Here is a 19,461-nt window from a genome sequence, read left to right as displayed (position 1 = left end):
AACGATGCATCGCCGATGGTAGTGTGGGGTCTCCCCATGTGAGAGTAGGTCATCGTCAAGATTCATTTCGCAAAACCCCTATCTGCGCGAGCAGGTAGGGGTTTTGTCTTTAAGTAGAGAGACTCAAGTTTCGCTGACACGTCTACCGACGGTTCGGCACACAGAATTTCTTGACGACAATAGAGCATTGGAACCACCTGATCCCATCCCGAACTCAGCAGTGAAACGATGCATCGCCGATGGTAGTGTGGGGTCTCCCCATGTGAGAGTAGGTCATCGTCAAGATTCAAATCCAAAGCCCCTGTCAGCGTTGCTGACAGGGGCTTTGTCTTTCTCGGCGGACTGCTTTGCTGTCAGGCCCCGGCCAAGACAACAGCCCAATAAAAAGGCCCGCTCCTGAATCCAGGAGCGGGCCTTTTGGCTTTCAGCCAGTGCGGTCAGAACTGATAGCTGACGGTAGCGCTGACATTGCGTTCCTCACCCATGTAGCAGTAGCTCAGGCTGGCACACGAAGCGATGTAGCTCTCATTGGTCAGGTTGTTGGCGTTAAGGCGCAGATCTACACCCTTGAGGCCGACCTTACCCAGGTCGTAACCGATGGAAGCGTCGAACAAGGTGTAGGAGGGCACCTTCATGCTGTTTTCAGCATCTACCCAGCTGTACCCCACATAGCGCATGCCGCCGCCCAGTCTAAGGCCATCCAGAGCGCCCTGGCGGAAGTCGTAATCGGCCCACAGCGAGAACATCTGCTTGGGCGCCTGCGTCGGCGAGTTGCCCTTGTTGTCTACAGTTGCCGCAGCCAGGCTAGGCATCGACTTGGCGTACTCGATGTCGGTGAAGGTGTAGCCACCCAGCAGCTTCAGGTTATCGGTCACCTGCACATGCGCTTCCAGTTCCAGGCCTTGTGAGCGCACCTGGCCTACTGCCCGGTAGAACTCCTCGTTGGGCTGTTTGGACGCAAGGTTTTCCTGTTCGATACGGAACACCGAGGCCGTGAACAGGTTGTCGCTACCCGGCGGCTGATACTTGACCCCGGCTTCCCACTGGGTGCCTTCGGTCGGCGCCAGAGGCCGGCCGTTCTGATCAGAAACGGTATTGGGGTTGAACGACTCGGAATAGCTCACATACGGAGCGATACCGTTTTCAAACAGGTAGAGCACGCCCGCGCGCGTAGTGAAGCTTGAACGGTCGTCACTGACCCGGGTGTCGCTGTCACGGTTTTCTTCGGAGACCTTGACCCAGTCCTGGCGCAGCCCCAGTGAAAAGCGCCACTGGTCGAGCTCGACCAGGTCCTGCAAGTACACACCGGTCTGCTGCAGGCGCCGCGTGTAGTTGTTTTCACCCAGTATCTGCAAGTTGCCGTTGCCGTACTGCGGGTTGGCCGCATTCAGGCTGTCGACGCTGCCATAGCGCCAGGCTACGTCGGCTTTACGCCGCTGATAGTCGGTACCCAGCAGCACCGTGTGCTTGGCCGCCCCGGTGAAGAATTCCGCCTGCAGCATGTTGTCGATGATGAACGAATGCAGGCGCTCGTCGCCGCCGGTGTAGGCCCGGTTCATGATGTTGCTGTCGGTCGCGCCCCAACCGGCGAAGTAGACTTGATCCATCGACACGTCGGAATCCTGGTAGCGGAAGTTCTGTCGAGCGGTGAACACATCGTTGAAGCGGTGCTCCAGCTGATAACTGAACGACTGCTGGGTGCGTTCATAGTTGTCGATGCCCGGCTCACCCTCGAAGAAGTGATCTGACAGCCGCTGACCATTGCGCTTGTGCAGCACGCCAGAAGCGGGCAGGCCGCCGTGGTAGCCGCCGTTGGGATCTTTCTGCAGGTAGGCCTGCAAGGTCAGCGAAGTATCCTCGCTGAAGTCGATGCTGATCGCTGGGGCGATGGCATAGCGTTCTTCCTTGTTGTGGTCGAACTGGGTGTCAGCCGAATCAGCAAGGCCGGTCAGGCGATAGGCAATGCGCTTGTCGTCATCCAGCGGCCCGCTCAAGTCAAAGCCCATGCCGCGCTGGCCTTGGGTGCCGACGGTTGCCTGAACCTGGTGGAAGGCCTCGAAGGTCGGTTTCTTGGTGGTCAGCGCAACCAGCCCGCCTGGCGAGCTGCGGCCGTAGAGCACCGAGGATGGTCCTTTGAGGATATCGATACGCTCGAGGAAATACGGATCGACCTGCATGGTGCTGTAGGTGCCGTTATCACCCATCGACTTCAAGCCGTCGACATAGATGTTATCCACCGAGCCATCGTTGAAGCCGCGCATGGCCACATAGTCATAGCGGTGGGTGGCGCCATAGGGGTTGGTCAGCACCCCGGGCGTGTAGCGCATGGCCTGGGCAACCGTCTGCGAGCCCTGGTCGTCCATTTGCTGGCGGGTAACCACTGATACCGACTGGGTGGTCTCCAGAATAGGCGTACTGGTCTTGGTGGCGATCTGGCTGTGGGTGGCGTTGTAGCCCTCCATGCTGCCTAGCGCGTTGCCGAGGGCGAAACCGCGTACATCGGTGTCAGGCAAGGCCAGCGCAGCGTCTGCGGCTTGCTCGCGCAGTACGTAGCGGCTGCCATCGCTGCTGTCAGCTTGTAGGCCCGTGCCGTTGAGCAACTGGCGCAATGCCTGGTTGGTCGAGTACGCGCCTTGCAGGCCAGGTGACTGCAGCTCGGCAGTCAATTGCGGGGTGCTCGACAGTGTTATACCAGCCTGGCGAGCGAACTGATTGAGCACATCATCGAGGTTGCCGGCGGCGATGCTGTACTGCTGGGAGGCACTGGCGGTTTCTGCTGCCTGGCTCAGGGGCGCGACAGCGGCCATGCCCAATGCAGTGCCGAACAAGGCGGCGCGTATGGCTCTGCCTAGAAGGGCTGAATTCAAGACAGGTCGAAAATCATTCTCGTTGATGCGGTGTGGTGAACGCTGGCCGGGCATGAGGGATCCGTAGGCTGATTAAGGGCAGTTGATGGTGCTTACTGTCCAAGCCGGACGTGTCAGCGCTTCCCGCCAAAAAAACTGGCGTCAGGCTGCCCGCTCCAGCCGCACCCACCAGCGGGTGCGTTGATGCAGGCGCACCGGCAGCGTCTGCGGCAGTAACTCAAGCAACGCATCGGTGTCTGCCAAGCGGTACACGCCGGACAAGCGCAGATCGGCCACGTCGTCGCTACAACTGAGGAACCCGGGTCGATAGCGGGCCACCTCGGCGACGAAGTCCGCCAGGCGCATGTTGCCAGTCACGATGAGGCCGTCAGCCCAGGCGGCCGCGTCCATGTCGGGCTGCTCGACCACGCGGGGCCCATGCGCGTCTATCGACCAGTGCTGGCCGCTGCCCAGCCAGTGCAGAGCAGATGGGCCAGGGCCATGCAGCGCTACTTGGCCGGCGCTGACATTCACCTGTGTACAGTCGTCACGCTGACGCACCGTAAAACGACCATTCACGCCTTCAAGCAAAGCGTCGCGCGTTTGCACCAGCAGCGGTCGGCCGTCGGCTTGAGCGTCGCTACAGGTCAGCATCAGCTCGCCGTGGTTGAGGCGAATCAAGCGCTGGCGGGCATCAAAGGCAAGGTCGGCAGCGCTGCGTGTGTTGAGTTGCAGCAGCGAGCCGTCCGGCAGGGTGACGCTGCGCCGCTCGCCAGTGCCAGTGCTGTAGTCGGAACTCCAGTCACTCAGCAACTGCAGGTCCTTGCTCAACCAGCTCGCCGAGCCAATCAGCGCAGCGCCCCCCAGCAGTTTCAACGCTTGGCGCCGATGCAGGCGGCGCTCGCTGGTTTCCAGTGTATGCAGCGCCAGGCCTGCGCCGGGGATGGCGCGCAGGTCGAGATCCTGGTGCAGGCTGAGCACTCGCTGCCAGGCGCGCTCATGTTCCGGGTGGGCCTCGCGCCATTGTTCACACTTGCGCTGCAAACGCTGATCTGGCCCGCTTTCGCGCAGCCGCAGCATCCACTGGATCGCTTGTTTGACGACGGTTGCCGAAGGCTGCGCAGCGCTCATCGATCTATAGCTCGTTCTCAAAGCGCAGTTGATAGCAGTGGTAGAGCGCATCGGCGATGTAACGCTCGACCGAGCGCAGCGAGATGCCCATCTGCTCGGCAATCGCCTTGTGGCTCAGGCCTTCGCATTGGGCCAGCAGAAACGCACGGCGTACCTTCGGTTTGAGGCCGTCGAGCATGCGCGCAATACGCTCGAGCAACTCCAGCAGCAGCTCGCGAGTTTCTGCCGAAGGTGCCTGCGCTTCGGGCAAGTGCGACAGCGCCTCGCAGTAGGCGCGAGCCAGTTCTTCGCGGCGCCAATGGTCGATGACCAGGCCGCGGGCGACTGTGCGCAGAAAGGCTCGTGGGGTATTCAGCTGCAACTGGTCGCGGCGCTGGAGCAGGCGCACGAAGGTATCTTGCGCCAGGTCAGCGGCATCGGCAGCGTTACCCAGCTTGCTCCGGAGCCAATTGTGCAACCAGCCGTGATGTTCGCTGTAGAGCGTGTGCACGGAGTCGTGGGAAGACATGAAGATACGCCGCCAGCACTGCTGCATGAATGATAATTAGTCTCATTGTTTGCGGTCAGCGCCGATTTTGCAACCGCAATGTCAGCTGCTCTGCTGACCATCCAGATAGCGGCGAATGGTACGGGCGCCTTTATTCAAATGCTCGGCGAGGATCTCGACCGCGTCATCCACCCGCTTGTCACTGGCTGCATCGACCAACGCGTTGTGATCGTCCTGAGTGAGTTTGCCCAAGCCCATCGCAGACAGGTGAAAGCGCAGGAAGCGTTCTTCTTCATTGAGCTCGCTGTCGATCAAGCGCAGTAGTTTCTGATTGTGTGCCTTGCAGTACAGGCTCATGTGCAACAAACGATTGAGGCGGCCGATCTCGGCGTGTCCGGTCTGGTTTTCCAGTTGCTCGATGTAGCTGCGGGCGAGGGCGATATCGGTAGCCTCCAGCAGCGGAACCGACTGGCGCAGCGCCTCCGACTCAAGCAGCACGCGCAGGGCGTAGCTGTCGACGGCATCCTCACCGATCAGCGGCGCAACCACCGCACCCTTGTGCATGACCACTTGCAGCAAACCCTGCGCTTCGAGTTGGCGCAGCGCCTCGCGCACGGGCATCCGGCTGACGCCGAACAGTGTCGCCAGCTCTTGCTGGCGCACGGCAGTGCCAGGAGGCAGGCGCCCGTCGATGATCGCGCTACGCAAGCGTTCTTCAATGACACTGCGAGCCAGATGTGCCGGGACTTGCTCAGTGCCAAGCACGGCAGACAACAGTTTGATTTTTTCGGCCACAGGGAGTCTGCCTCTACAACTGGCGGTATTGGATCCAATCAAGTTAGGGGCTTGCTGGAGGGGTGTCAAACCAGGGTTACAAAACAGTTTTGCCGCCCGTTTTGCGGGAGGCGGCTATGGTGAAGGAAGTCCATGCCGAGGGGAAGCCGGTGCGACGTTCGGGCTGTTATTGATTCAGCACGCAGTGATTGCAAGGTGCCATTGTCTTTTCCCGCCACAGGCCGCACCATCGCGGCTCCCGATTGGTCTGCACAGGTCTTCGCAGTGGCGATACCCAGCATGCTCAGTGTTGTCATGCGTCGGCTCGGCCTTGCTGCCTTGCTGGCATGCATGCTGCTGGGCGGCTTGCATGCGGATTGGGACTTTGCTCAGATCAGCCAGCGGGCGCAAAAGCTATATGGGCCGCTAGGTGCAGGCAAGGAACGCATCGATGCCTGGCAGAACCTGCTGGCGACGCAACAACAGGGCAGTGAGCTGGAGCGTCTGCAAGTGGTCAACCGCTTCTTCAACCAGCAGTTGCGCTACACCGAGGATATCGACCTGTGGCATGAGGTCGATTACTGGGCTACCCCGATCCAGTCTCTGCTCAAAGGCGCTGGCGATTGCGAAGACTACGCCATCGCCAAGTACTTCAGCCTGCGGCGTATGGGCATTGCCAGTGACAAGCTGCGCATTACCTACGTCAAGGCATTACGCCAGAACCGCGCGCACATGGTCCTGACCTACTATGCCAACCCACAGGCGCAGCCGCTGGTACTGGACAGCCTGATGGATGCGATCAAGCCGGCCAGCCAGCGTACCGACCTGTTGCCGGTGTATTCCTTCAACGGTGAAGGGCTGTGGCTGACAGGCGCGGCGGGCAACAAGAAGGTCGGTGATACCAAGCGCCTGTCGCGCTGGCAGGATTTGCTGAAAAAAATGCAGGCCGAAGGCTTCCCGGCGGAGCCGGTCTACTGAAGGAGCACCGATGTCACTGTTCAAACAATTGCTGCTAGCCATTTGCTTGTTCCTCGTCGTTGCCTTCAGCGGCAGCTTCATGGTCAGCCTGGAAAGCTCACGTAGCCAGTATGTGAACCAGCTGCGTTCCCATGCTCAGGATGCGGCGACCGCCCTGGCCTTGTCGCTGACGCCGAATATCGACGACCCGGCGATGGTCGAGCTGATGGTCAGCTCGATTTTCGACAGTGGCTATTACTCCAGCATCAAGGTGGTCGACCTGCAGTCCAATGCGGTGTTGGTCGAGCGCCACGCCGAGCCTGACCGCGGCGGTGTCCCGGCCTGGTTCATCGGCATGATCGGCCTGGAGCCTGCGGGAGGTGACGCGATCGTCAGTCGTGGCTGGCAGCAGGCGGCGCGAGTCGAAGTGATCAGCCATCCGATGTTTGCCCTGGCCAAGCTGTGGCAGAGCGCGCTGGGCAGCCTGGGCTGGCTGTTGCTGTGTGGCGCGGTGAGTGCAGTGCTTGGCGCATTGCTGCTGCGCCGGCAGCTGCGCCCGCTGGATTACATGGTCGAGCAGTCGCATGCGATCGCCCGGCGCGAATTCCTCAGCCTGCCCGAGCTGCCGCGCACCCCCGAGCTGCGCCGTGTGGTGCAGGCGATGAACCAGATGGTCGAGAAGCTCAAGGCGCTGTTCACCGAACAGGCCGAGCGCAGCGACAAGCTGCGGGCCGAGTCTTACCAGGACAGCCTGACCGGGCTGGCCAACCGGCGCTACTTCGAGATGCAACTGGCAGCCCGCGTCAGCAACATGGAAGAAGCCCGCGCCGGTTACCTGCTGTTGCTGCGGGTAATGGACCTGGCCGGCCTCAACGCACGCATGGGCGGCCAGCGCACCGACCAGTTGCTGCAGGCAGTAGGTGTGCAGCTACGCCGCACCTGTGCCAGCTTCCCGCAGACCAATGACCTGATCACCCGTAGCCGCGGCGGTGAGTTTGCCGTGCTGGCGCCGGGCATGGTCCACGAAGAAGCGATCCAACTGGCCCAGGCGCTGGAAGCTACCCTGCACAGCCTGCACGAAACAGGGGCCAGTGACGTCGACCCAGTTGCCTGCATTGGCCTGGCGCCCTACAGCCCCGGTGATGCGCCGCAGGCGCTGCTGAAACTTGCCGACGAAGCATTGGCCCGTGCCGAAAGTCAGCCGGCACCCGGTTGGGTGTGCCTGGAGCAGGGCGTCGCTGCTCAGGCTGCAGACAGCCATCATGCCTGGCATGCGCGGTTGGATCAGGCCCTGAGCGGCGGCCAGTTCGAGCTGTACTTCCAGCCCGTGGTCGCCAGCGAGGCGCCTGCACAGATCCTCCATTACAAAGTGATCTCGCGGCTGCATGACGAGCAGGGCGAGGCGCTGGCGGCGGGTCGCTTCCTGCCGTGGCTGGAGCGCTTCGGTTGGGTGCCACGGCTTGACCTGCTGGTGCTGGAGAAAGTCCTCAAGCATGTGCAAGGTCATCAGGAGTCGCTGTCGCTGAGCCTGTCGGCTGCAACCCTGGCCGACCCGCAAACGCTGCAGCGGGTGTTTGATCTGCTGGCCCAGCATCGTGCCCTGGGGTCGCGGCTGACCTTTGAACTGGCTGAAGAGCAATTGCCCGATCAGGCCGCCCTGGAGCAGCTGACCCGCCGCCTGCATGCACTGGGCTTCGGCCTGGCGCTGCAACGCTTCGGTGGTCGTTTCAGCATGATCGGCAACCTTGCCCATCTGGGCCTGGCCTATCTGAAGATCGACGGCAGCTATATCCGCAGCATCGACCGCGAGCAGCACAAACGCCTGTTCATCGAGGCCATTCAGCGTGCGGCGCACAGCATCGACCTGCCGCTGATTGCCGAGCGGGTCGAGACCGAGGGTGAGTTGCAGGTACTGCGCGAGATGGGCGTGCAGGGTATTCAGGGGCAACTGGTGGGTGAGCCCGCGCCCTGGCGATGACTGACCGGGGCCGCTGCTGGCCCCCTCAGATCAAGCCGCTGGTGTCGTCATCGTCGATCAGGCTGTTCAGGCTGCCCAGCGACTTGCGCGCTGTGGAGCGGTTGAGCAGCTTGGACTGCGCGCCTGCCGGCAGGTCGGTGATGCTGAGTACGCCCTTGGTGGTCAGTACTTCGATCAGGTCTTCGAGCACACGGATCATGTCCAGGTCGCTCTGTTTGAGCTGCTTCAGGCTGTTTTCAACCTGATCGCCAGCAAACCATTCCTGAATTTCGGCGCTGTCGGCAGGGACCATTTCGTTGTACTGCTCGAACTCGGCGGCTTCCACCCGCAACAGCTGGCCCTTTTCGTCGCGTTGCACGTAGAACATGATCTGCCTCCGGTTATCCTGAATCCCTGCCCTGACTAGCCAGCATAGGCAACAAGGCCCACTTGAGCTAACTGCTCGCGTGGGCCTGCGTTGTTGCGGCTACCGATCAGCGCTCGCGCAACGCCTCTGCACGAGCTTTGACAATAGGTTTGAGCAGGTAGCTCATGATGGTTTTCTTGCCGGTCATGATGTCGACCGTGGCAACCATCCCCGGGATGATCAACAGCGGCTTCTCGTCGGTACCCAGATGACTGCGGTCGGTGCGCAGGCGGATCAGGTAGTAGGTGGTCTTCTTGTCTTCATCGGTGATGGTATCGGCGCCGATCTGCTCCAGCTTGGCCTTGAGCCCTCCATACACTGTGTAGTCGTAGGCGGTGAACTTGACCGTGGCTTCCTGGCCCGGGTGGAGGAAGGCGATGTCCTTGGGCAGGATCTTCGCCTCGACCACCAGGGTATCGTCCAGCGGCACGATCTCGACGATATCGCTGCCAGGCTGGATCACGCCGCCGATGGTATTGACCAGCAGCTGCTTGACGATGCCACGCACTGGCGAGGTCACCAGAGTACGGTTGACACGGTCATCCAGGGCCTTGCTGGTGGCGGTAGCCTTGCTCAACTCGGTGCGCGCCTCGTTCAGCTGAGTCAGCGCGTCACTGCGGAACTTGCCCCGGGTCTCTTCGATCTTGCTCTGCACTTCCTTGATCGCCGCTTCAGCGCGCGGTATCGCCAGCGTGGTGGCGTCCAACTGGCCGCGAACCTCGACTTCCGAGCGGCGCAGACGCAGCACCTCGACCTGAGACACTGCACCCTGGGCCACCAAAGGCTCGGACATGCCGATCTCCTGACGCAGCAGCTGCAGGCTGTTGGCGTACTGGGCACGCTTGGAGGTGAACTCGCGCAGCTCTTGCTGGCGCTGGACCAATTGCTGCTCGAGGCCGCCGATTTCATCGCGCAATTGCTGGCGGCGGCTCTGGAACAGCGACTCTTCGTTGCTCGCCTGTTGCGGTGCGGCTTTGCGCAGAACATCGTCGATCTGCAGCGCACGGTCTTCGATCTCGGCGTTCAAGCGCTCGACCCGCATGGCCATGGCCAGGCGGTCGGCTTCGGTCTCGCCGACGTTGGAGGCGAAGCGGGTCTCGTCCAGACGCAGCAAAGGTTGGCCGATCTCGACGATCTGCCCTTCCTTGGCGAAGATCTCGGAAACGATGCCGCCTTCCAGGTTCTGGATCTTCTGCAGCTTGGACGACGGGATGGCCTTGCCTTCACCGCGGGTCACTTCATCGATGTGGGCAAAGCTGGCCCAGAGGATCAGGAACAGGAAAAACGCGATCACCCCCCAGATGGTCATGCGCACCACCCGCGGTGCATCCTCGACCAGCGACTTGCGCACTTCTGGCAAAGGCGCGCCGGCCAACGACTCCGAACCTTTGAAGTAGCGGCGCAAGCTATCTTTGAAGCCGTTTATATCCAACTTACGCGACACTGATCTGCCCCTTTTTCAGCGCATCCATGACCGAGGCTTTCGGGCCGTCGGCAACTACTTGTCCACGGTCGATCACGATCAGCCGGTCGACCAGCGACAGCAGCGAGGCGCGGTGGGTGACCAGAACCACGGTCTTGTGTTCGATAACCGCCTGCAAGCGCTGTTTCAGACGCTCTTCGCCAGTGTTGTCCATGGCGCTGGTAGGCTCGTCGAGCAGCAGGATCTGCGGGTTGAGCAGCAATGCCCGGCCCAGTGTGACGTTCTGCCGCTGGCCGCCGGACAGGTTCTGCCCGCGCTCGCCAACCTGCAGCTCGTAACCGTCCGGGTGCAGCCTGGCGAATTCGTGTACTCCGGACAGCTCAGCCGCCTGCAGGATCAGTTCGTCCTCGACATAGCGCGCACCGCTGACCAGGTTGTCGCGCAAGGTGCCGGCCAGCAGCTGGATATCCTGCGGCACGTAACCGATGTTGTGGCGCAGCTCGCTGACGTCGATCTGGCGGATGTCCACGCCATCGACCAGCAGCGAACCGTTGTCTGCTTCGTAGAGGCCGACGATCAGCTTGGCCAGCGAGCTCTTGCCCGAGCCGCTGCGGCCGATGATGCCGATTTTCTCGCCCGGGCGGATGTTCAGGTTGATGCCCTTGAGCGCCTGGTTCTGCTGGTTCGGGTAGGTGAAGTCGACCCCGCGGAACTCGATCGAGCCCTGCAGTACCTGGCGGCTCAGCGGGCGCTCTTCGAAATTGCGCTCCTGCGGCAGGTCCATCATCTGGTCGGTAGCGACCATGGTTACCCTGGCCTGCTGATAACGTGCCAGCAAGCCGTTGAGCTGGCCCAGCGGGCCCAGTGCACGGCCGCTGAGCATGTAGCAGGCCACCAGGCCGCCCATGCTCAGGTTGCCATCGATGATCTGGTAGACGCCCACGCAGATCAGCGCCACGCCTGCCAGTTGCTGGATCAGCATGGTGATATTCATTGCCAGGCCCGACAGCACCTTGACCCGCAGCTCGAGGCGGCTGAGGGTGCCCAGGGTCTGCTCCCACATGTACTGGCGCTCGCTCTCGGCATTGTTGACCTTGACCGCATCGAGGCCGGCGAGGGTTTCGATCAGGCTCGACTGGCGCTCGGAGGCTAGCGCCATGGTCCGCTCCATGGTCGACATCAAAGGCTTCTGCAGCGCATAGCCAATGCCCAATGCCAGCGGGAAGGCAATGATCGGGATCCACACCAGGTGGCCGCCGAGCATGGCGATGACGATCAGGATCAGAATGGTGAACGGCAGGTCGATCAGGCTGGTCAGGGTCAGCGAGGCGAGGAAGTCACGCAGGCTCTGAAACTCGTGGATGTTCTGGGCGAAGCTGCCCACCCGTGCCGGGCGATGCTTCATCGACATGCCAACGATGCGCTCGAACAGCGTGGCCGACACGATCAAGTCGGTTTTCTTGCCGGCCAGGTCCAGGCACAGGCTGCGCAGCAACTTGAGCACCAGGTCGAACACGTAGGCACCCGCAATGCCGATGGCCAGCACCCACAAGGTCGAGGTGGCCTGGTTGGGTACGACCCGGTCGTAGACGTTCATCACGAACAACGGTGCAGCCAGAGCGATGATGTTGATCACCAGGCTGGCGGCGATTGCATCGATGTACAGCCACTTGCTGCGTAGCAGCGTGTCGCGGAACCACGAGCGGGTACGCGGGATCAGGTTGCCGTGAGTAACGTCGAATTTGTGCTGTGGCTGGGCAAAGAAGACCTTGCCACTGTAGTCACCCAGTAGCGCCTCGCGGCTGACCAGGACTTCGCCACCGTCGCTCTCGCTGAGCAGCAGACGCGCAGTGTCGTCGTTTTCCCAGCCCAGCAGAACTGCGCTGCGCCCTTCGTTGAGCAGCAACATGGCTGGCATGGCAATGGCCGGGATCTGCTCCAGCTTGCGTTGCAACAGGCGCCCTTGCAGGCCGGCCCTAGCGGCGGCGCGCGGCAGCAGCTCGGCGTTCAGGCGCTGGGACGGCAAGGGCAGCCCGGTGGTCAACATCGCCCGGCTGGCTGGCTTCTGGTGCAGGACACACAGGGTCAGCAGGCTATCCAGTAGAGGATCGTCATGCTGGCTGCGTGGATCGTGACTGAGTTGGACTCGACTGACTTCGGATTCCACGCGGCGCTCTCTTCAGACCTTGCGGTGTTTGGGACGATGCCCACCTTGGCTCTCGGCCGGGCGGTGCACATGCGGTTTGATGTCATTTTGCACTGATGGCCATGGGCGCGACCACCCCGTGGCTTCAATTCGGCGGGCTGGTCACTACAGCGCTGACCCATGTTTCACTTGAAAACAGTCGATTTACCAGTGGGTTAGCGGTTCAGCACCCTTTACGTGCTATCGGCTGAAGGCTGGTAATCTTTCATTTTTGGCTGTTGGGTAATGCAGTTTTTTACAGCCGATTCAGGTGTGAAGCTGGCATGACCAGTGCTTGTAATCGGCAGCACCTTATAGCAGTCAAAACAATGGCTCTTTTTTTATTTTTTCATTGTTTGCAAAGCTTGTTCCAAATCATCTGCAGGGGTGTCTTTCCCTGTTATCCGTCAGGCTCCAAGGCTTCGTAATTCGGGGGCTAAGCGCTTTTTGAGAGGGGGGCTTGAAGCAGCTGACGGGCGGTGAAAATATCAATGTGACATTACCCGCGTGATTGTTTAGGATGACGCAGTTTCGGTCAATACTTTGGCATATGCTTAATAGCTAAAAGTAATAGACATATATTTGACGTCAAAAAGTTATATTCATAGTTACTCAGCATTAGCAGCAATTTTCGTCTGCTAGGCATGAAGCCAACAGAATGGCTAGATCCGGAGAGTCCAATGAGCAGTGTTGTTGCCATCGTCAAAAGCATTGTTGGCCAGGTCATCGCGGTATCCCCAGAGGGCTTTCGTCGCGTTCTGATTGAAGGCGACCGTCTGATGGCGGGCGAGCAAGTCCTGACCGGCCCAGGTGGCGCGGTAACTCTGGAGCTGGCCGATGGCCGCATGCTCGACCTGGGCCGTGACTCGCAATGGAGTGCGGACGCTCCGGACAGCAGTGCCGATCTGAGCCAGGCCACCGCACAGGCAGCGCCCTCGGTCGAAGAACTGCAGCAAGCCATCGCCGCTGGCGCCGACCCGACCACCGAGCTTGAAGCAACGGCGGCGGGCCCGACTGCAGCCGGTAATGGCGGCGCGGCTGGCGGCGGTCACTCCTTTGTGATGCTTGAGGAGACTGCAGGCGCGGTCGACCCGACTATTGGTTTCCCGACTGGCCCGATCGGCTTCCAGACGCTTGCTGCCGACCTGGAGCCAGGCGCTGTCGATACCAATGTCAACGATGGCACCACGACTGATCCTGGCGTAACTCCGCCGGTGACCACGCCGGTTACCACCGGGGTGACACTGACGGCTACGCCTTCGATCACCGAGGCGGGTGGCGTCATCGTTTACACCGCGACCGTTGGCCAACCGCCGCTGACCGACCTGACCGTTACTCTCTCCAATGGCCAGGTCATCATCATCGGTGCAGGCCAGACCACCGGCACTGTCAATGTCCCGATCGCGCCTAACGATACCCCTTACATCGACGGCAGCGAGATTTCCGTCACCATCACCGGCACCACCGGTGGTGGTTTGGTCGTTGTGCCGAATCCAACCCCGGCGGTCACCCAGATCGTCGACACCATTGACACCACAACGGTATCGGTGACCGCCCAGCCTGCGAAGGAAGGTGACCCTAACCTCACCTTCAACTTCCAGTTGAGCAACCCGCCCCAGGCCAGTAGCCCGACCACCTTGACCGTGAATGTGGGCGGTACCAACTACACCGTTACCGTTGATGCCAGCGGTAAAGGCACGCTGGTGATCCCGAATACCAACGGCAGCGATGTCTACATCGATCCGTCTTCGGTCACCGCAACTGTGACCGGCGTAAATGGTGGCAACTTCGAGGCCGTCGACCTGGCGGGCGCGACCACCACTGTCACTGTCGAAGACACTATCGACACCACGACTGTTGCCGTGACCGCGGTGCCAGCAAAGGAAGGCGATACCAACCTCACCTTCAATTTCCAGCTGAGCAACCCGCCGCAAGCCGGCAGCACCACGACTCTCACCGTTAACGTTGGTGGCACTAACTACACCGTTGATATCGATGCTTCGGGTAAAGGCACCTTGCTGGTGCCAAACACCAACGTTGAAGACGTTTACAAAGACGGCAGCGAAGTCACTGCAACCGTCACTGCTGTGAACGGCGGCAACTTCGAAGCCGTCGACCTGACTGGCGCGACCACCACTGTTGCTGTCCAGGACACCATCGACACCACGACGGTGGCTGTTACTGCCGAGCCAGCGAAGGAGGGTGACGCGAATCTCACCTTCAACTTCCAGCTGAGCAACCCGCCTCAGGCCGGCAGCACCACGACGCTGACCGTGAACGTCGGTGGCACTAACTACACCGTCAGCATTGGCGCCGATGGCAAGGGCACCCTTCAGGTGCCGAACACCAATGTTGAAGACGTTTACAAAGACGGCAGCGAAGTCACTGCAACTGTCACTGCGGTTAATGGCGGTAACTTTGAAGCCGTTGATCTGACTGGCGCGACCACCACGGTTGCTGTCCAGGACACGATCGACACCACGACCGTGGCTGTTACTGCCGAGCCAGCGAAGGAGGGTGACGCGAATCTCACTTTCAACTTCCAGCTGAGCAACCCGCCTCAGGCCGGCAGCAGCACCACACTGACCGTGAACGTCGGTGGCACTAACTACACCGTCAGCATTGGTGCCGATGGCAAGGGCACCCTTCAGGTGCCGAACACCAATGTTGAAGACGTTTACAAAGACGGCAGCGAAGTCACTGCAACCGTCACTGCTGTGAACGGTGGCAACTTCGAAGCCGTCGACCTGACTGGCGCGACCACTACTGTTGCTGTCCAGGACACCATCGACACCACGACCGTGGCTGTTACTGCCGAGCCTGCGAAAGAGGGTGACGCGAATCTCACCTTCAACTTCCAGCTGAGCAACCCGCCTCAGGCCGGCAGCACCACGACGCTGACCGTGAACGTCGGTGGCACTAACTACACCGTCAGCATTGGTGCCGATGGCAAGGGCATCCTTCAGGTGCCGAACACCAATGTTGAAGACGTTTACAAAGACGGCAGCGAAGTCACTGCAACTGTCACTGCTGTGAACGGTGGCAACTTCGAAGCAGTCGATCTGACTGGCGCGACCACCACGGTTGCTGTCCAGGACACCATCGACACCACGACGGTGGCTGTTACTGCCGAGCCAGCTAAGGAGGGTGATGCCAACCTCACCTTCAACTTCCAGCTGAGCAATCCGCCGCAAGCGGGCAGTGCCACTAGCCTGACCGTTAACGTTGGTGGCACGATCTACACCGTTAATGTAGACGCATCCGGCAAAGGCACCTTGCTGGTGCCCAACACCAACGCCGCCGACGCATACATCGACCCTAGCCAAGTGACCGCGACCGTCACTGAAGTGAGGGGCGGTAATTTTGAGGCCGTTGACCTCTCCGGAGCTACGGCTACAGTAACTGTCGAAGACATTATCCAAACCACCACTGTTGTAGTCTCGGCTGAGCCAGCGAAAGAAGGTGATGCGAATCTCACCTTCAACTTCCAGCTGAGCAATCCACCTCAAGCCGGCAGCCCCACCACGATCACCGTTAACGTCGGTGGCACCAATTACACCGTCGATATCGATGCGTCTGGTAAAGGTACCTTGCTGGTACCAAATACCAACGGCGCTGACGTCTACATTGATCCAAGTAAAGTCACCGCAACTGTCACCGAGGTGAACGGCGGTAACTTCGTGGCTGTAGACCTGGCTGGCGCAACCACCACGGTCACTGTCGAAGACACCATCGACACTACGACCGTTGCTGTAACAGCTGTGCCGGCGAAAGAAGGTGACGCCAACCTGACGTTCAACTTCCAGCTGAGCAATCCGCCTCAAGCCGGCAGCACCACCACACTGACCGTGAACGTCGGTGGCACCAATTACACCGTTGATATCGACGCTTCGGGCAAAGGCACCTTACTGGTGCCAAACACCAACGGCGCTGATGTCTACATTGACCCAAGCAAAGTCACTGCGACCGTCACAGAAGTGAACGGCGGTAACTTCGAGGCAGTTGACCTGAGTGGTGCAACCACCACCGTCACCGTCGAAGACACCATCGACACCACCACTGTTGCTGTAACAGCTGTACCGGCGAAGGAAGGTGATGGCAACCTGACGTTCAACTTCCAGCTGAGCAACCCGCCTCAGGCTGGCAGCAGCACCACCCTGACCGTTAATGTCGGTGGCACCAATTACACCGTTGATATCGATGCTTCGGGTAAAGGCACCTTGCTGGTGCCTAACACCAACGGCGCAGACGTTTACATCGATCCAAGCCAGGTCACTGCAACCGTTACTGAAGTGAGCGGCGGCAACTACGAGGCTGTTGACCTGAGTGGTGCAACCACCACCGTCACCGTCGAAGACACTATCGACACCACGACTGTTGCCGTGACCGCGGTGCCAGCTAAAGAAGGTGATGCCAACCTCACCTTCAACTTCCAGCTGAGCAACCCGCCGCAAGCCGGCAGCGCCACGACTCTGACTGTAAATGTCGTTGGCACTAACTACACCGTCAACGTTGGCGCCGATGGCAAGGGCACCTTGTCGGTCCCGAATACCAACGTTGAAGACGTGTACAAAGACGGTAGCGAAGTCACCGCGACTGTTACCGCGGTCAATGGCGGCAATTTCGAAGCTGTCGATCTGACTGGCGCGACCACCACTGTCGCTGTCGAAGACACCATCGACACCACGACTGTGGCCGTCACTGCTGAAGCTGCGAAAGAAGGTGATGCGAACCTCACCTTCAACTTCCAGTTGAGCAACCCGCCGCAGGCAGGCAGCACCACGACTCTGACTGTAAATGTCGGTGGCACTGATTACACGGTAACTGTTGGCGCCGATGGCAAGGGCACTCTCCAGGTCCCGAACACCAACGTTGAAGACGTCTACAAGGACGGCAGCGAAGTCACTGCGACCGTCACTGCGGTCAATGGCGGCAATTTCGAAGCCGTCGATCTGACCGGCGCGACTACCACTGTCGCTGTCGAAGACACCATCGATACCACGACTGTGGCCGTTACTGCCGAAGCTGCGAAGGAAGGTGATGCAAACCTCACCTTCAACTTCCAGTTGAGCAACCCGCCTCAGGCAGGCAGCACCACGACTCTGACCGTTAACGTCGGTGGTACTGATTACACGGTAACTGTTGGCGCCGATGGCAAGGGCACTCTCCAGGTCCCGAACACCAACGTTGAAGACGTCTACAAAGACGGTAGCGAAGTCACTGCAACCGTGACCGCAGTCAATGGCGGTAACTTCGAAGCCGTCGACCTGACTGGCGCGACCACCACTGTTGCCGTCGAAGACACCATCGATACCACGACTGTGGCCGTCACTGCTGAAGCTGCGAAAGAAGGGGACGCGAACCTCACCTTCAACTTCCAACTGAGCAATCCGCCGCAGCCTGGCACCACCGCTACCTTGACCGTTAACGTCGGTGGCACTGATTACACGGTAACTGTTGGCGCTGATGGCAAGGGCACCTTGTCGGTCCCGAACACCAACGTTGAAGACGTCTACAAAGACGGTAGCGAAGTCACTGCAACCGTGACCGCAGTCAATGGCGGTAACTTCGAAGCCGTCGACCTGACTGGCGCGACCACCACTGTTGCCGTCGAAGACACCATCGATACCACGACTGTGGCCGTTACTGCCGAAGCTGCGAAGGAAGGTGATGCAAACCTCACCTTCAACTTCCAGTTGAGCAACCAGCCTCAGGCAGGCAGCACCACGACTCTGACCGTTAACGTCGGTGGCACAAACTACACCGTTGATATCGATGCATCCGGCAAGGGTACTCTGCTGGTTCCGAATACTAACGTTGAAGACGTCTACAAAGATGGCAGCGAAGTGACTGCCACCGTCACGGGCGTCACCGGCGGCAACTTCGAAGCCGTCGATCTGACTGGCGCGACTACCACCGTTGCTGTCGAAGACACCATCGACACCACCACTGTGGCCGTCACTGCTGAAGCTGCGAAAGAAGGTGATGCGAACCTCACCTTCAACTTCCAGCTCAGCAATCCGCCGCAGGCTGGCAGCACCACGACTCTGACTGTAAATGTCGGTGGTACTGATTACACGGTAACTGTTGGCGCTGATGGCAAGGGCACCTTGTCGGTCCCGAATACCAACATCGAAGACGTGTACAAAGACGGCAGCGAAGTCACTGCGACCGTGACCGCGGTCAATGGTGGCAATTTCGAAGCCGTCGATCTGACCGGCGCGACCACCACTGTCGCTGTCGAAGACACCATCGACACCACGACTGTGGCCGTCACTGCTGAAGCTGCGAAGGAGGGTGATGCGAACCTGACCTTCAACTTCCAGCTGAGCAACCCGCCGCAGGCAGGCAGCACCACGACTCTGACTGTAAATGTCGGTGGCACTAACTACACCGTCAACGTTGGCGCTGATGGCAAGGGCACTCTCCAGGTCCCGAACACCAACGTTGAAGACGTCTACAAAGACGGCAGCGAAGTCACTGCAACCGTGACCGCAGTCAATGGCGGCAATTTCGAAGCTGTGGATCTGACCGGCGCGACCACTACTGTCGCTGTCGAAGACACCATCGACACCACCACTGTGGCTGTGACTGCCGAGCCTGCGAAGGAAGGCGATACCAACCTCACCTTCAACTTCCAGCTGAGCAACCCGCCGCAGGCGGGTACCACGGCTACCTTGACCGTTAACGTCGGCGGCACTGATTACACGGTAACTGTTGGCGCCGATGGCAAGGGCACTCTCCAGGTCCCGAATACCAACGTTGAAGACGTGTACAAAGATGGCAGCGAAGTCACCGCGACTGTCACTGCGGTCAATGGCGGTAACTTCGAAGCCGTCGATCTGACTGGCGCGACCACCACCGTTGCCGTCGAAGACACCATCGATACCACTACCGTGACCATCACTGCCGAAGCTGCGAAGGAAGGTGATGCGAACCTCACCTTCAACTTCCAGCTGAGCAATCCGCCGCAAGCCGGCAGCACCACGACTCTGACCGTTAACGTCGGTGGCACAAACTACACCGTTGATATCGATGCATCCGGCAAGGGTACTCTGCTGGTTCCGAATACTAACGTTGAAGACGTCTACAAAGATGGCAGCGAAGTGACTGCCACCGTCACGGGCGTCACCGGCGGCAACTTCGAAGCGGTCGATCTGACCGGCGCGACCACCACTGTCGCTGTCGAAGACACCATCGACACCACGACTGTGGCCGTCACTGCTGAAGCTGCGAAAGAAGGTGACGCAAACCTCACCTTCAACTTCCAGCTG

10 protein-coding genes and 1 rRNA gene are annotated in these 19,461 nt (G+C 60.1%); 4 read left to right on the top strand and 7 right to left on the bottom strand.

The window, feature by feature from the left end; all coding sequences use genetic code 11:
- Positions 1–169: 169 nt before the first annotated feature.
- Positions 170–285: ribosomal RNA gene (gene rrf, locus AC58X1_RS24565) — 5S ribosomal RNA — on the top strand.
- 152 nt (positions 286–437) lie between these two features.
- Here rrf and AC58X1_RS24560 read toward each other — a convergent pair.
- The 4 genes from AC58X1_RS24560 to AC58X1_RS24545 form a co-directional block, all read right to left on the bottom strand.
- On the bottom strand, positions 438–2,807 hold the full coding sequence (locus AC58X1_RS24560) for a TonB-dependent siderophore receptor (protein ID WP_497429613.1): 2,370 nt from the start codon (positions 2,805–2,807) through the stop codon (positions 438–440).
- A 201-nt stretch (positions 2,808–3,008) separates the two neighbouring features.
- Positions 3,009–3,977, bottom strand: a complete 969-nt coding sequence (locus AC58X1_RS24555; RefSeq protein ID WP_497429612.1) for a FecR domain-containing protein — start codon at positions 3,975–3,977, stop codon at positions 3,009–3,011.
- A 4-nt stretch (positions 3,978–3,981) separates the two neighbouring features.
- Complete coding sequence (locus AC58X1_RS24550; protein WP_101323137.1) at positions 3,982–4,485, bottom strand: sigma-70 family RNA polymerase sigma factor; 504 nt, start codon at positions 4,483–4,485, stop codon at positions 3,982–3,984.
- A gap of 81 nt (positions 4,486–4,566) precedes the next feature.
- A complete protein-coding gene (locus tag AC58X1_RS24545) occupies positions 4,567–5,259 on the bottom strand; it encodes a GntR family transcriptional regulator (protein ID WP_150571564.1) in 693 nt (230 codons plus the stop codon).
- A 195-nt stretch (positions 5,260–5,454) separates the two neighbouring features.
- On the opposite strand from AC58X1_RS24545, the gene lapG reads away from it, so the two are divergent.
- Both lapG and lapD read left to right on the top strand, forming a co-directional pair.
- Positions 5,455–6,216, top strand: a complete 762-nt coding sequence (lapG, locus tag AC58X1_RS24540) for a cysteine protease LapG (protein WP_224785603.1) — start codon at positions 5,455–5,457, stop codon at positions 6,214–6,216.
- A 10-nt stretch (positions 6,217–6,226) separates the two neighbouring features.
- Positions 6,227–8,173: a cyclic di-GMP receptor LapD gene (gene lapD / locus AC58X1_RS24535; RefSeq protein WP_150573726.1), complete on the top strand. Its 1,947-nt coding sequence runs from the start codon at positions 6,227–6,229 to the stop codon at positions 8,171–8,173.
- Between the two features lie 25 nt (positions 8,174–8,198).
- On the opposite strand, the gene AC58X1_RS24530 is transcribed toward lapD, so the two are convergent.
- The 3 genes from AC58X1_RS24530 to AC58X1_RS24520 form a co-directional block, all read right to left on the bottom strand.
- Positions 8,199–8,540: a tryptophan synthase subunit beta gene (locus tag AC58X1_RS24530; RefSeq protein WP_220632803.1), complete on the bottom strand. Its 342-nt coding sequence runs from the start codon at positions 8,538–8,540 to the stop codon at positions 8,199–8,201.
- A 106-nt stretch (positions 8,541–8,646) separates the two neighbouring features.
- Entirely contained in the window at positions 8,647–10,023 is a 1,377-nt protein-coding gene (locus tag AC58X1_RS24525; protein WP_101322661.1) for an HlyD family type I secretion periplasmic adaptor subunit, read from the bottom strand.
- Positions 10,013–12,169 (bottom strand): type I secretion system permease/ATPase, encoded by a 2,157-nt coding sequence (locus AC58X1_RS24520; RefSeq protein WP_101322660.1) that lies wholly within the window; start codon positions 12,167–12,169, stop codon positions 10,013–10,015. The genes AC58X1_RS24525 and AC58X1_RS24520 overlap by 11 nt, the downstream gene beginning before the upstream one ends.
- Positions 12,170–12,867: 698 nt before the next feature.
- Here AC58X1_RS24520 and AC58X1_RS24515 point away from each other — a divergent pair.
- On the top strand, positions 12,868–19,461 hold a 6,594-nt coding region (locus AC58X1_RS24515), incomplete at its 3' end, for a retention module-containing protein (protein ID WP_497429611.1).

The sequence above is a fragment of the Pseudomonas sp. PGPR N4 genome (assembly GCF_059693665.1).
The sequence above is the reverse complement of the archived record's forward strand: the minus strand, read 5'-3'. Positions and strand labels throughout refer to the sequence as shown.